The 14,050-nt window shown below is 69.4% G+C and carries 11 protein-coding genes and 1 riboswitch; of the genes, 4 read left to right on the top strand and 7 right to left on the bottom strand.

What is annotated here, in order from left to right; all coding sequences use genetic code 11:
- Positions 1 to 900: 900 nt before the first annotated feature.
- The 3 genes from HH310_RS26995 to HH310_RS26985 all read right to left on the bottom strand — a co-directional run bounded on the left by HH310_RS26995 (position 901) and on the right by HH310_RS26985 (position 5,176).
- Positions 901 to 2,091 (bottom strand): MFS transporter, encoded by a 1,191-nt coding sequence (locus HH310_RS26995; protein WP_248294454.1) that lies wholly within the window; start codon positions 2,089 to 2,091, stop codon positions 901 to 903.
- Between the two features lie 73 nt (positions 2,092 to 2,164).
- Complete coding sequence (locus tag HH310_RS26990) at positions 2,165 to 3,034, bottom strand: NAD-dependent epimerase/dehydratase family protein (protein ID WP_312034343.1); 870 nt, start codon at positions 3,032 to 3,034, stop codon at positions 2,165 to 2,167.
- 111 nt (positions 3,035 to 3,145) lie between these two features.
- Positions 3,146 to 5,176, bottom strand: coding sequence for a glycosyl hydrolase family 28-related protein (locus HH310_RS26985; protein WP_169178467.1), 2,031 nt, complete (start codon positions 5,174 to 5,176; stop codon positions 3,146 to 3,148).
- Positions 5,177 to 5,294: 118 nt separating this feature from the next.
- On the opposite strand from HH310_RS26985, the gene HH310_RS26980 reads away from it, so the two are divergent.
- From HH310_RS26980 to HH310_RS45480, 3 genes are read left to right on the top strand one after another with little or no spacing between them, the layout of a single operon-like run.
- Complete coding sequence (locus HH310_RS26980) at positions 5,295 to 6,368, top strand: hypothetical protein (protein ID WP_169178466.1); 1,074 nt, start codon at positions 5,295 to 5,297, stop codon at positions 6,366 to 6,368.
- Positions 6,369 to 6,417: 49 nt separating this feature from the next.
- Positions 6,418 to 7,677 carry a CehA/McbA family metallohydrolase gene (locus HH310_RS26975; protein WP_312034342.1) on the top strand — a complete coding sequence of 420 codons (1,260 nt, stop codon included), beginning with the start codon at positions 6,418 to 6,420 and terminating at the stop codon, positions 7,675 to 7,677.
- Positions 7,678 to 7,685: 8 nt separating this feature from the next.
- On the top strand, positions 7,686 to 8,906 hold the full coding sequence (locus HH310_RS45480) for an EAL and HDOD domain-containing protein (RefSeq protein WP_169178465.1): 1,221 nt from the start codon (positions 7,686 to 7,688) through the stop codon (positions 8,904 to 8,906).
- A 780-nt stretch (positions 8,907 to 9,686) separates the two neighbouring features.
- Here the strand turns inward: HH310_RS45480 and HH310_RS26965 are convergent.
- The 4 genes from HH310_RS26965 to HH310_RS26945 form a co-directional block, all read right to left on the bottom strand.
- Positions 9,687 to 10,889 (bottom strand): RNA polymerase sigma factor, encoded by a 1,203-nt coding sequence (locus HH310_RS26965; protein ID WP_169178464.1) that lies wholly within the window; start codon positions 10,887 to 10,889, stop codon positions 9,687 to 9,689.
- A 1-nt stretch (position 10,890) separates the two neighbouring features.
- Complete coding sequence (locus HH310_RS26960; RefSeq protein ID WP_169178463.1) at positions 10,891 to 11,217, bottom strand: YciI family protein; 327 nt, start codon at positions 11,215 to 11,217, stop codon at positions 10,891 to 10,893.
- 66 nt (positions 11,218 to 11,283) lie between these two features.
- A complete protein-coding gene (locus HH310_RS43285) occupies positions 11,284 to 12,291 on the bottom strand; it encodes a LacI family DNA-binding transcriptional regulator (RefSeq protein ID WP_211192681.1) in 1,008 nt (335 codons plus the stop codon).
- Between the two features lie 75 nt (positions 12,292 to 12,366).
- Entirely contained in the window at positions 12,367 to 13,533 is a 1,167-nt protein-coding gene (locus HH310_RS26945; RefSeq protein ID WP_169178462.1) for a HAMP domain-containing protein, read from the bottom strand.
- Positions 13,534 to 13,607: 74 nt separating this feature from the next.
- Positions 13,608 to 13,690, top strand: a riboswitch (S-adenosyl-L-homocysteine riboswitch).
- A 21-nt stretch (positions 13,691 to 13,711) separates the two neighbouring features.
- Here HH310_RS26945 and HH310_RS26940 point away from each other — a divergent pair.
- Positions 13,712 to 14,050: adenosylhomocysteinase (locus tag HH310_RS26940; protein WP_211192680.1), on the top strand; the 339-nt coding region annotated here is incomplete at its 3' end.

Here is a 14,050-nt window from a genome sequence, read left to right as displayed (position 1 = left end):
ACCTTGGAGAGTTGCGCCCATATGCCAGCCATAAGTATCCAAGGTCCACGAAACAGCGCGAAAACCGAGCGAACAAAAGCCGCCAAAGGGGAGGAAAGAATATCTACTGTGGACGCGAATCCCACATCGCGGACCCGCAGCCACAATGTGGACGCCAGTCCCGCACAACGGAACTGTTCAGCTGGTTCCGTCGGCCGGGAGTCCCGTGCGAGGCGACGCCGCCAGGCCCGGGCAGGTCCCAGCTCCCCCCAATGGGCGCCCCCCACCCGGGTGTGGGCAGTCGCAACGCCGGGAAGGCCGTGGCTCCCCACACCACGGCCACCCCCACCCACGTGCGGGGAATCGCAACGCCGGGAAGGCCCTGGCTCCCCACACCACGGCCACCCCCACCCACGTGCGGGGAATCGCAACGCCGGGAAGGCCCTGGCTCCCCACACCACGGCCACCCCCACCCACGCGTGGGGAATCGCAACGCCGGGAAGGCCCTGGCTCCCCACACCACGGCCACCCCCACCCACGCGTGGGGAATCGCAACGCCGGGAAGGCCCTGGCTCCCCACACCACGGCCACCCCCACCCACGTGTGGGGAATCGCAACGCCGGGGAGGCTGCGGTTCCCCACACCGCGGCGACCCACAGCAGGTGTGGGCACCCGCCACGGCCGGAACGTCCCAGCTCCCCACAGCGACGGCCCTCAGGTCAGCCACGCAAGGCCAACGCATCGGAGGGTGAGCGTCGCGAGAACCAGCTGAACAGTTCCGCACAACGGACACAGCTCCCACATCGTGAGCCGGCCGACGAGGCGTGCATGCACGCCGCGGCCACGAACGGCGGCGCAGCGGGGCAAGAAGCCCCGTTTCGTCGGGCCGGGACCATGCGGCCCCGGCCCGGTGAGCAGCCGTCAGACGGACGGGGCCAGCTCGGCCGCCGCCTCGGCGTTGCGGGTCTCGGTGACGCGGGCCGTCCACCGCCCGCGCGCCCAGACCGCCAGCCCGATCAAGGGCAGAGCCGCGCCCAGCAGGCACGCCCCCGTCCACCCATACCGCGCGTGCAGGACGCCGGTCAGGGCCGACGAGATCGCGCCGCCCGTGAAGACCGAGGTCATGAACACCGTGTTGATGCGGGCCCGGGCATCCCCGCGCAGGGCGTATATCTCGTGCTGGCTCATCACCTGGTGCGAGTTCACCGCGAAGTCCAGCAGGACGCCGGCCACCGCCAGGATGATGACGCTGCGGTGACCCACGGCCGCGAGGATCAGCATGAGCGACGCCAGCGCCAGGGCGGCGCCGCTGGCCTTCTGGCCCCAGCCGCGGTCCGCCAACCGGCCGCCCAGCGGGGCGGCAGCCGCGCCACCGGCCCCCACCAGCGCGAAGATGGCGATCTCGCCCTGGCTGAAGGCGTGCTCGCTGATCAGCTCGTAGGCGATGGCGGTCCAGTACGCGGTGAACGCGCCGAACATCATCGCCTGGCAGAAGGCCCGGCGGCGCAGGGCGGGCTCCGTCCGGGCCAGCGTGCCGACCGTGCGCAGCAGCGACACGTAACCGGCGGTGTGCTCGGGCTTGCGCTCCGGGAGCATCCGGCGCAGCACCAGGGCCAGCACGATCATGAGCCCGGCCGAGATGAAGTAGATCGTGCGCCAGCCCCACAGGTCGGCCACGAAGCTGGACACCGTGCGGGCCAGCAGGATGCCGGTGAGCAGGCCGCTCATCACCTTGCCGACCAGCGCGCCGCGTTGTTCCGGCGGCGCCAGGTGGGCGGCCAGCGGCATCAGCACCTGCGCCACCACCGATGTGGTGCCGACCAGGACGGCGACGATCAGGAAGACGGAGTACGCCGGTGCGAGCCCGGCCAGCAGCACCGCCGCGGCCGTGCCGAACAGCAGGCGGACGGCGAGTTTGCGGTTCTCCAGAAGGTCACCCAGCGGGACCAGGAAGAGCAGGCCCAGCGCGTACCCGATCTGGGTCAGCGTGACCACGACGGTGGCCGCGCCTTGGCTGACGCCGAAGTCGTGCGACACCAGGTCGAGCAGGGGCTGCGAGTAGTAGAGATTCGCTACGGTCAGACCGCAGGCGACTGCCAGGATGAAAGTCAAGCCACGACGCACTTGCCCTAGTCAACCGTGCGCACGTGCCCAGCGGCGACAGGAGTGACTGATAACTCAGTCCTTACATCGGGTGGGCCGCCACGAACGCCGCGATGTAGTCGGGCAGGCGGTGCTCGGGCTGCCAGCCGAGGCCGGCCGCCTTGGTGATGTCGGCCTGGCCGCGCTCCCGCTCGCCGGGCAGGGCCGGGATCATCTCGTACGCCACCCCGAACATCTTCGCGACCTCGAGGAGCGGCCACTCGTGACCGGCCCCGAGCAGGTAACCGTCGCCGCTGCCCTTCTGCGCGACCAGCACGATTCCGCGGACGATGTCGTCGATGTGGGTGAAATCGCGGGTCTGGGTGCCCGGCGAGACCACCGGAAGCGGCTCGCCGTGCAGGTATTTGTCTTCGAAGATGCCGATGACCGTGGCGTACTTGCCGCTGACGATCTGGCCCGGCCCGTACACGTTGTAGAAGTACGTGATGGCGTAGTCGAGCCCGTACCACGTCGCGTAGTTACGGATGTACTCGATGTTCTTCGCCTTGGTCCAGGCGTACGGGTTGAGGTTCTCGTCCTGGCCGTCGTTGCCGAACTTCGAGCTGGAGCCCGCGTAGATCAGTTTGGCGCCGCGCGCGGACGCGAACTTGACCACCTCTTTGGTGCCGAGGAGGTTGAAGTCCCAGGTCAGGTCGTGGTCGTCGAACGAGGTGACGATCCGCGAATACTCCCCCATGTGGAAGACGATCTCGGGGCTGGGCAACCCGCGTGACGCCCAGGTCTTGGCGATGTCGACCGTGGAACCGTCGATATACGTCACCCGGGGGTCGTTGACGTGGTTCGACGGCGTGCCGGTGAAGTAGTTGTCCAGCGAGACGATCGCCGCCGCGGGGAAGTCGGTCAGCAAGGCCTTGATGAGAGCGGAACCGACAAAACCGGCACCACCCGTCACCAGCAAAGTTTGACTCAACACTTCCTCCGTCGACGACGATGACGAGACGGACCAGGCTATCAAGACGGCGATGGCCCCATCCGAATTACCCGGACGGGGCCAGCGCACGGCTCACCAGGGCGACGGTGCCGGAGGCGCCACCACCGGCGGGCGGTCATCGCACGTGATCGTGTTCGGCAGCATCCACGGCTGCAGCCAGCCGCCGTCGTTGCCGCCCAGGTCGGTCACGCTGAACTCGGAGCCGGTGGCCGGGAAGTTGAACCGGCCGCAGTTGTTCACGCCGACCGCGCCGACGTTGCGGGCGTCCACGTTCTCGAACGTGGCACCACCGCCGACCCGGGCGCTGAGCACACTCGTACCGGCGCCGTCGATCTTGATGTCTTTGAAATGGGCGTTGGTGATCGAGTACAGGTCCTTCACCGGGAAGTCCGCGACCATCATGATCGCGTTGTACGTGTTGTCGAGGAAGTTGTCGCCGACCACCTCGATGTCGGCGTCGATGTTCTTCTCCAGCGCGTAGATCCAGATGGCGCCAAGACCGATGTTCCAGTTCAGCTCGTACGTCCCCGCGCGCACCGTGGTGTTCCCGGTGATCTTCAGGACCCCGGCGAACGGCTCGGCTCCGAACCGGGAACCGGCGTGGATCGCGCTGCCCTCCCGGATCGGGTCGGCCACCAGGTTGTTCGAGACGGTGTTGTCGGTGCCACCGTAGATCGCGATGCCGTTCGCCAGGACCGGCGTCTGGACCGTGTTGTGATCGAACGTGTTCCGCGCGTTGGTCGTCTTCTCCGCCCACATGGCCAGGGCGTCGTCCCCGGTGTTCCGGACGAAGTTGTTGCGCACCAGCGAGTCGGTCACCCCGATGTGGAAGTTCAGGCCGTCGGCGATCTGGTCGGTGATCACGTTGTTGGTGACCTTGACGTTCGACATCGGGCCGTCGAACCACAGGCCCACCTTGGTGTGGTGAATGTAGAGGCCGTCGATCGTCGAGTCGCTCATCGCGCCGCCGATGCCGTTGACCTGGTCGGTGTCGATCCGCTCGCGGACGTCACCCTCGATCGCGAAGCCGGAGAGATGCACGTTGCGGCTGTTCGCCCCGTAGAAACCCACACCGGTGTGCACCGAGCCGTCCGGGGCGGGCGTCGAAAGCGCGACCTCGTGGCCCTTGACGATCGTGTACCAGCTGCCGGCGCCCTCGATCGTCACATTGTCGACCATGATGTGCCGGTTCACCTGGAAGACGCCCGGCGGAACATAGACCTTCAAACCATGCTTTTTCCCGTACGCGATGGCCCTGTCGAACGCGTCCGCCGAATCACGCCTGCCGGTCGGGTCGGCGCCGAACAGCAGCACGTTGGCCGCGACGAGGTCGACATGCGGGAGACCGACCATTTCGGAGTCGAGCAGGTCGATCACGGTCCAGGCGGCGCCCTTCGAGGCGGTCAGCCTGATCTTCTCGCCGGCCTTGACGGTCTTGCCCAGCAGCAGGCGCTGCTCGTCGTAGAAGTGGCTGGGCCGGAACGGCTTGGTGATCACCGGAGCCGGGGTGGTCGCGGCCGGCACGCAGGCGCACTCGGTGATCCACCAGTCCGGGTGCAGCAGGTCGCCGTTCGGGTCGTTGCTGAACGGATATTGGTTGTAGAGCCAGGCGTACTGCGAGGTCAGCGGCATGGTGCGGGTGGTCGAGCCGGCCTTGACGGTCAGCGGCGCGGTGATGCCGCCGCCGGTCGGGGCGTCCGGAATGGAGTACCGCACGGTGATCGCGTTGGCGGCCTTGGGCACGGTGAACTCGACGTACTGGCCGGGGGTGAGCCGGACCGCGGACCGGCCGGAGGCCTCGGACGGCAGGGTGTAGGCGGTGCGGTCGGGGCCGATGACGGTGCCGTTGGTGGCCGCCTTCTCGGCTTCCTGCTCGGCAAAGGGGACGGTGGCGCCACGGCCGGCGGTCAGCGCGGGGTCGATGGCGGCCCGAGTCACGGCCGGCTTGGCCGTCACACGGCCGGCGGCACCATGAGCGCCGCCGGCCGCGCCGGCGAGTGCGGGGTGGGCCGCGCTGAGCACGATGCTCAGGCCGACCGCCGACGCGGCGGCCAGGGCGGTCCAGCGCGGTGGCACGCCGGCCCGCCTCAGTTCGAGGAACATCAGCAGACTCATTTCTGGTAAGCGGGAGAGGGGAGTGACGGTGAGGTGACCATAGAGTTGCTGTGATGTAGTCCACAAGGTCCAGTCGACTATTTTCGTCAGATTGCTCGGTGATTGCATGAACCTCTTGCTTTCTTGCGCCACTCTGCTGTTGATGATCGCGGCGGCCGGCTCGTGCGACAAGCCGTCCAAGTCCGACATGTGGCTCCGGATACCGCTGCCGGACAGCGCCGGGGCGACGTTGCGCGACGTGGCGGCCTGCGACGGCCGATGGCTGGCGGTGGGCGGCAAGGACGGCGCCCCGGCGGCGTGGCGCGGCCCGTCGGCCGGCGCATCACCACCCGGGACCGCAGCGAACGGCGCGAGCGCGGTGAAACTCGCGTTCACGCCGCTGCCCGGCAGCTTCTACGGTCCGCTCCAGCAGATCGGCAGCGTCGCCTGCGCGACCGGGCGGGTGGCCATGCTCGGCGCGGTACCGGGTGGGGCACACGGCAACCCGCGGGTGAGCACGTGGCGGCTCGACGGCGACGTCATGCGGGAGAACGCCGCGCCGTTCGAGACGTACGGCGGGGACGAGGCCGTGGACGTGAACCGGGTCGAGGCAGGGCGGGCCGGGTTCGCGATCGCGGGCAACCGCACGAGCGGGGCCGCCGCCTGGTTCTCCGCCGACGGAAAAACGTTCATGTTGACCGAAAAATCGGATACGACCACGGTGGCGCGCGACGTCGTCCCCCTCCCCGACGGCCGATGGATGGTGGTCGGCGGATCGGCGATCAGAGGCTCGGCCGACCAGGAGCCGGCGGCCTGGATCGCCACCGTCCAGCCGCCGACCGACCTGCCCGCGGTCATCTGGCGGGCGGCCGACCCGCCGGCGTCGACCGGCTACAACGAACTGCAGCGCGCGGTCCGCTACGGCGACGACGTCATCGCCGCCGGCATCCGCGGCACCCGCTTCGCCACCTGGCGCTGGCACGCCGGAACGTGGTCGGCGCAGGACCCGTACGACGAGGGTGATCCCGGCGGCGTCCGCTCGCTCGCCGCGGTCGGCAGCCACCTTGTGCTCGTCGGCAACGGCCTCTGGATCGACGGGCGGCGGCAAGCCACTCCGGCGACCCCGGTAGCGGTAGCGGGCACCGGCAATGTCCTCCTCATGGTGACCGCCGACGGTCTCTGGCGGGCGACCCTGCCCTGACTTCGGCGTTTCACCACGTACCCCGGCGGACCCTTGACATGCTCCCCAGGTGACACGCCACCACCACGACCAGCCACCGCACGACCATCCGGTGACCCGGCGCGCCCTCATCGGCGGGGCCGCGAGCAGCCTGCTCATGCTCGCCGCCGCCCCGGGCACCGCGCGCGCGAGCACTACCGGGATCGCCGACGGCTACCACCACGGCCACGGCGCCGACCGCGCCTCCCGGATCACCAAGGGCACCACGCTGGTACACGCCGACCTGCACAACCACACGCTCATGTCGGACGGCCGCGGCGACCCGGAGATCGCCTTCGCCACCATGCGCTCGGCCGGGCTCGACGTGGCCGCGCTGACCGACCACGCCACGCTGATGGGCATCCGGGGACTGTCCGACAAGGACTGGGACCGCACCGGCGAACTCGCCGACGCGGCCGACGACCCCGGCCACTACACCGCGCTGCGCGGCTTCGAGTGGTCGCATCCGCTGCTCGGGCACGTCAACGTCTGGTACACCGGCAAGTTCACCGACCTCGACGAGTCGCACAGCATGGCCGGCCTCTACGAATGGATCAGCCGCCACGGCGGCCTCAGCAGCTTCAACCACCCCGGGCGCCAGCTGGTGCGTTTCGACGATTTCGCGTACGCCTCGGCGATGCGCGACCGGATGGTGGCGCTCGAGATGTTCAACCAGCGCGACGACTTCCTCTTCGACGGATGGGCGGACGGCCGTACGTCTCCCCTGGTCGCCTGCCTCAACGCGGGCTGGCGCACCGGCCTGACCGGGGTGACCGACGAGCACGGCGACGACTGGGGACTCACCGAGGGCAAGGGGCGGACCGGGCTCTGGGTCGCGCAGAACACCCGGGCCGGCGTCGAGGAGGCGATGCGGGCGCGGCGGTTCTTCGCGACCCGGATCAGCGGTTTACGGATCGACGCGCTGGCCGGAGGCGTACGAATGGGGGGAAGCCTGCCGATCACCAAGGGTGACGTGAAGTTCGTGGTCGACCTCGACCGCGGTGACAGCTGGCAGGGCAAACCGGTGAAGTTGCAGGTGTTGCGGCCCGGACCGGAGGCACCCGACGTGGTGGACGTGATCGATACGGAAGTCGGCCGGACGACGGAGTTCACCGTTCCGCTGGACCGCGCCGACGGCGACTGGGTGGTGATCCGGGTGTCCAACCCGAAGAAGGTCAACAAGACACCGGGGCCACACCATCACCCCTGCAACGACTTCGGCATCGCCTACACCAGCCCGTGGTGGCTGTCCGGCGAAAACACGTCAGGTCCGCCCGGTAGCGGCCGATAGGCGGACTCGTGAGAAACGCGGAGCAGACGGAAGGCACCCAGCTCGTCCACGTGGGGCGCCAGCCGATCTTCGACCTCAGCGGCGACGTGGTCGCCTACGAGCTGCTGTTCCGCGGCAGCATGGACGCGGTCGCGGCGGGCCGTCAGGACACGTACGCGACCGGGTCGGTGCTGATCAACGCGTTCACCGAGTTCGGCATCCGCGAGGTGGCCGGCGACAAGCTGTGCTTCATCAACCTGACCCGCGAGTTCCTCACCGGTGAGCTGGCCCTGCCGTTCAGCCCGGGGCAGGTCGTGCTCGAGGTGCTGGAGACGGTGGAGATCGACGACGCGGTGGTCGCCGGGGTCACCGCGCTCAGCGAGGCCGGCTATCAGATCGCGCTCGACGACTTCGTCTGGGGCTCCGGGCACGAGGCGCTGTTCGGCCTGGCCTCGTACGTGAAGCTGGACCTGCTCGACGGCGACCTCGCACACCTCGACGAGATCGTCGCGGAATGCCGGCGCCACCCGAAGATCAAGATCGTGGCGGAGCGGCTGGAGACCGAGGAACAGCTCGCGATCGCCGACCGCCACGGCATGGAACTGCGCCAGGGGTACGCGCTCAGCCACCCCCAGGTGCTGACGGTCGCCAGCCTCTCCCCCTCCCGGCTGCGCCGCCTCGAGCTGATCTCCGCGCTCAGCTCCGCCGACCCCGACCTGCAACGCATCGTGGAGATCATCGCGAGCGACCCGGCGTTGTCGCTGCGCGTGCTGCGGGCCAGCAACTCGGCCGCGGCCGGGCACGCCAACCGGGTCTCCTCGGTGCGCCAGGCCGTGGTCATGGTCGGGCTCCCGCACATCCGGCAGTGGGCGATCCTGATGATGTTCGACGACGTGGGCGGCGGCGCGGCCGAGCACATGCTCGGCGTGCTCACCCGGGCCCGGCTCTGCGAGAACGTCGCGGACTCGCTCGGTGCCGCGCCGGACGCCGCGTTCATGGCCGGCGTCATCAGCGGCGTCGCGCACCTGCTGATGGTCACGCCGGCCACGATGGCCGAGCAGTTCCCGCTGGCACCGCAGGTGAGCGCGGCGCTGACCGACGGGACCGGGCCGCTCGGGCAGGTGTTGCGCGCGGTCGACGCGTACGAGAACGGCGAATTCGGCACGTCGGATCTGGCCGGCCACTTCATGGACGCGGTCCGCTGGTCGACGCGCGCCCTGGACGCCTCGAACCGCCTGGCCGCCGCCTAGCCCCGACTCGGCCGATCACGCGCAGGCCCGCACGCCCTCAACCGCCTTGCCTGCGGCGCTGGATTCTTGACTCGTGTTCGGTCCCGTACACGGTGCTGCCGGAGCGCCGCGTCGGGGGCGGCTTGAGTGTCTCGGTAGGTCCACAGCGCGGGGCACTCCCTGGTTGGTGGTGTCACCGCCGCTGCTCCTATCCGACAAATCAGCATAAAGCCGTAAATTTGCTCCATGAGTCGTACGGGTACGCCGTCGCGATGGTCCAGGATCGAAGGTCCACACCGGGTGCCATGCCGGCCGCGCCTGGAGGTGTCCCACAATGTGGTCACGCTCATCCACATGACGGACGATCATCCGAATAGGACGGTCGTTTTATCCCCGCTCGCCGTTTTTGCGAGTGTCGTTGGCCGCCCGTTTTGGAGACCTTGGAGAGTTACGCCCATATACGAGCCCTAACTCTCCAAGGTCTCGAAATCCGGCTGCGGGAATCCGAGAAGGGGCGGCGCAAGTATCCCTAAAACGGGCGAAGGGTCGCTTGATGGCGCCCCCTCGCGAAGCCGGACGGGATCTGCGCCGCGCGGTGGCTGACACACGCGCGTGTGCGGAGATTCGCCCGCGCAGAGAGTGACAAAAACGAACGCTCGTTCGCTTATCCGCGGGCGCAGCACAGCCGCACAGGAAGCCCACCGCAAAACGAACGCTCGTTCGCGGATGCCGGGGCAGCCGCTGCCTGCCTCTTAACGCTTCCCGGTTCAGCGCCGCGGACCCCGGATGGGGAATCAGTCGTCAGCGCCGGTCCGGCCGATCACGCGTGGCTGCGCCGACCTCGTCGGCCCTGGTCAGCAGGGCGCGGCGCTCGACCTCGGAGGGCGCCTGCCGGGCCGCCTCCCTAAACAGCTCGGCCGCCCGGTCCTGATCACCCGCCCGGGCGCTCAGATCGGCCTCGACCGCTCGCGCGTAGCCGTCCGGCACACCGTCGGCCTCGGCCAGGAGATCCAGGCCCGCTTGCGGCCCGTACGCGTACCCGTGCGCGACGGCCCGATTCAGCGCGACCACCGACGTCGGCTGCACGCGCGCGAGCTCGTCGTACCACTGCGCGATCGAGCGCCAATCGGTGCCCGCCGCCGTTTCCGCGCTCGCGTGGCAGGCCGCGATCCGGGCCTGCAGCGCATAGGGGCCGGTCACCGGCGTACGGGCAAGGATCTTGAGGGCTTCGGCGATCGCCGCGTGATCCCATCGCGACCGGTCCTGCCGTTCCAGCATGACCAGCTCACCGGCCGCGTCCCGGCGGGCGTGCCGGCGCGAGTGCTGCAGCAGGAACAACGCGAGCAGCGACGCCACCTCGGGCTCGTCCGGCATCAGCTCGCCGAGCAGCCGCGCCAGCCGGATCGCCTCGGCCGCGAAAGCCGGCTCACCGTCCGCGTCATAACCCCTGGTGAAAAGCAGATAAAGCACTCCCAGTACGCCGGTGAGACGCCCCACGAGCGCACCACCCTCGGGCACGCGGTACGGGATGCGGGCGTCCGCGATCTTCGACTTCGCCCGGGTGATCCGCCTGGTCATGGTCGACTCGCTGACCACGAACGCGCGGGCGATGTCCGGGGTGGGGACCCCCGCGACGATACGCAGCGTGAGCGCGACCCGGGCGTCCAGGGCGAGCGCCGGATGGCAGCACGTGAAGATCAGCCGGAGGCGGTCGTCCTGGATCTCGGGTTGTTCCCGCTGCTCACCCCACAACATCGCGACCTCCTTCAACTTGCGGGTCTCCACTGCCGAGCGGCGCAGGACGTCGATGGCGCGGTTCCGGGCGACCGTGGTGAGCCAGCCGCCCGGATTCCGCGGGACGCCCTCGCGCGGCCAGCGCTCGAGTGCCTCCGCCAGCGCGTCCTGGGCGCAGTCCTCGGCCAGGGTCCAATCGCCGGTCGCCCGGATGAGGGTGGCGACGATCCGGGCATATGACTCCTGGCCGACCTGCGCGACGAGATCCATGTCAGTCGGCGTACGGCCGCAGCTCCACCCGGCCGACGTGCGCCATCGGGTGCCGGGCGACCACCGCGATCGCCTCGTCCAGATCGGCGACCTCGAGGATGTCGAAGCCCACGATCACCTCCTTGGTCTCGGCGAACGGGCCGTCGCTCAGCAGCACCTCGCCGCCGCGCACCCGGACCGTGGTCGCCGCGGACGGCGGCGCGAGCTTGTTGCCCAGCACCCGCGCGCCCGAGGCGTCGTGCTCGGCCACCCACACCTCGACGTCCGGCACCAGCGTCTCGTCGGTCTCCGGCTCGGTGTCGTCACAGACGAACATCATGTACTTCATGGTTGTCTCCCTTGTTCGTGATTCACCAGGGTGACGATCGGCCCACGCGGATCCGGACAGGCGCTCCTAAAAATCTTCCGGCGGCATGTTCAGCGGCGTGATGACCTGGACGGCGGCGCGGACCGGTTCGGGGTGCGCCCGCAGCAGGGCCAGGCACGCCCGCCGCAGGTCGCCGCGCAGGTCGCGGTGCAGGACAGCGGAGATGCGATGGGCCCGCAGCAGCTCGGCGTTCTCCTTGTCCAGCTCGTTACCCACGAATACGTCGTAGTTGCGGTGGCTGTCCAGGAAAGCCTCGACGATCGCGCTGTTGGCCGCGCCGGGAAGAAGCGAGTAGACGGCCCGGACCGAGGGGTTGTCGTCGAGCAGCGCCCGAACCGCGTCGACGTCGGCGGCCTCCCGCAGGCGCCGGTGCCCGGCCATGGCCCGCTCGAAGTCCGCGGACCGGCCGCCGACGATCAGCACGTCACCGGCGCGGTCGGCCAGCCATTGCTCCACCAGGTAGGCAGCGGTGGCCCCCGCGTCGGTCCGCGCCGGCAGCGTGATCGTCGGGATGCCGGTGAGCCGGTGCGCCGCGGGGTCGTATGACGAACGAGCGTTCGTTTTACGGCCGTCCGAGGCCTCGGCCTGCGCGGCGAAGCCGCGCACGGCCTCACCGCGCACGGCCTCACCGCGCACGGCCTCACCGCGCACGGCCTCACCGCGCACGGCCTCACCGCGCACGGCCTCACCGCGCACGGCCGCCTGGATGATCAGGCCCTGTGAGCGGGAGCGGGCGATCTTGGCCAGCGCCGCCTCGGGATCGCCGTGGTGGAAACGGGCGTGGACCACGGCGGGCCACAGGCTGGGGAGTTCGGCTTCCAGGGCGGTCCGGACCGCTGGCGGGGCGATCACGTCGATCTGGATGGCGGTGGCGGTCTGCGAGCGGCCGTCCGAGTCGAGTTGCTCGATGGCCCGGTGCACGTCGGCGATGGTGCTTTCCCGGACGCCCCCACGGTGGTGCAGCACGCGGTCCACGGTGGCCTGGCTGACGCCCGCTTGCGCGGCGATCTCGCGGATCCGGTGCGCTGGTTTCACGCGTACAGGATGAGGGGTTTTTGAGGTTTTATGGAAGGTCTTTGATGTTTGTTAGACCCGTTCGCGTGACGCTTTTCAGCCTTCGCTTCGGGCGCGCAGCCGATCCAGCTCGGCGACAATCTCGCGGTGCTCGTCGGCCATCAGCGCGAGGATGAGGTGGCGCTGGGTGGCCGGCATGTCCGGGTTGTCCATGAGGGCGTCCAGGTTGGTGCCGAGGCCGTCGAGCTGCGGCCGCAGGCTCAGATCGAGCCCGTCCAGGTCCAGCGCCTCGGCCTGCGGCCCACCCGGCTGCGGACCGGCGGCGCGAGCACCCTCGGGCTGCCAGATCGTGACGTCGACCGGTCGCTCCACGGTCGAAACGATCTCCGGCTGCCTCTCGGGCGGTCGGCTCGCCTGCCGTCGCCCATCCGACATTCCCGAAATATCCGGTGCTGGGCCCGGATGCATGGGAAGTTCCCGCGTGACCGAGTCGGCCAGCGACGTCCTATCCCGCGTGACCGCGTCCGCCGGCCCGGGTGCTTCCGGGACACCCTGGTCGGCGCGCATGACTATTTCCCCGGTGACCGCGTCGCCCGGCGTGAGTGCTTCCCGGGTGACCGCGTCGGCCTCCCACGCCTCGCCCGAAGCTGACTCCGTGCTGACGCGGTCCAGCATCGCGTTCAGCGTGCTGGACAGCTCGGCCACCTCCCGCGGACTCTTCACCTCGGGCAACCGATCCCCGGGGCGCAACCCGCGCGCCGCCGCGATCAAGCGCTGGAACGGGCGCAGCACGCGGCCCGTCGCGAACCAGACTCCGGCGGCGCTGAGCAACGCCGCGAGCACAACCAGGAGATCCACCTTCAGCACGTTAGACGTGTGCTGCTCGCGGACGTTCGTCAGACTGACCAGAATCTGCATCTGCGCGCCGCTGATCAACGTCTCGGAGAGCGACCGCCACTCCGAGCCCCCACCCGCCACATTCGTATAACCGTCGCTGGTCGGCAGCGGGAGTTGCGCCGTCGTGCCGACCTGCTTGACGACCTTGCCGGCGGAGATGAGGCGTACGGCGTAGGTGCCGTCGGTGGGCAGCTTGCCGGACTGAATCGCGGCCGTCCGTACGGCGGCCGCCTTGCTGGATAGCAGGTTGTCGATCTGATCGGTGGCCTGGTTGTCGTTGCGCATGACGATGAGCACGCCGGCGACCGCGACGACGAAGGTCACAACGGCCGCCACGACGACGGTGAGCTGGGTCTGGATCTTCATGCGCGAGGCACCCTGCCAGTCGAATCCCATGGGGCGGTCCGCAAAGACTAGTCCGGGGCTAGACTGTACGGGCCCCCGCCGAGAGGCGCTGCAACGGATCGTGGGATCCGCCACGCTCGGCCGCTGGGCTAGCTGACTGAAAGGGCGCCTCCCTGATCGAGGGAGGAGACCCTCTTTCATGACTACTGACCGTCGGTATCAGACCGTCAACGGCCTGGAGTTCGCGATTGCGGACATCAAGTTGGCCGAGGCTGGTCGTCACCAGCTGCGCCTGGCCGAGCACGAGATGCCCGGCCTGATGGCGCTGCGTAAGGAGTTCGGCACCGACAAGCCGCTGCAGGGTGCTCGCATCGCCGGTTCGCTGCACATGACCGTGCAGACCGCGGTGCTGATCGAGACGCTGCGCGAGCTCGGCGCCGAGGTGCGCTGGGTGTCCTGCAACATCTTCTCCACCCAGGACGACGCGGCCGCCGCGGTCGTGGTCGGCCCGGACGGGACCGTCGACGCCCCCGCGGGT

This window comes from Actinoplanes sp. TBRC 11911, from assembly GCF_012933445.1.
Taxonomy (GTDB): domain Bacteria; phylum Actinomycetota; class Actinomycetes; order Mycobacteriales; family Micromonosporaceae; genus Actinoplanes.
This window is presented reverse-complemented; position numbering and strand designations above follow the sequence as displayed.

Coding starts and splice junctions, on each gene's coding strand:
- HH310_RS26985 (WP_169178467.1), bottom strand. CDS start 5,176: ATGTTCCTCGAACTGAGGCGGGCCGGCGTGCCACCGCGCTGGACCGCC.
- HH310_RS26980 (WP_169178466.1), top strand. CDS start 5,295: ATGAACCTCTTGCTTTCTTGCGCCACTCTGCTGTTGATGATCGCGGCG.
- HH310_RS26965 (WP_169178464.1), bottom strand. CDS start 10,889: ATGGATCTCGTCGCGCAGGTCGGCCAGGAGTCATATGCCCGGATCGTC.
- HH310_RS26960 (WP_169178463.1), bottom strand. CDS start 11,217: ATGAAGTACATGATGTTCGTCTGTGACGACACCGAGCCGGAGACCGAC.
- HH310_RS26945 (WP_169178462.1), bottom strand. CDS start 13,533: ATGAAGATCCAGACCCAGCTCACCGTCGTCGTGGCGGCCGTTGTGACC.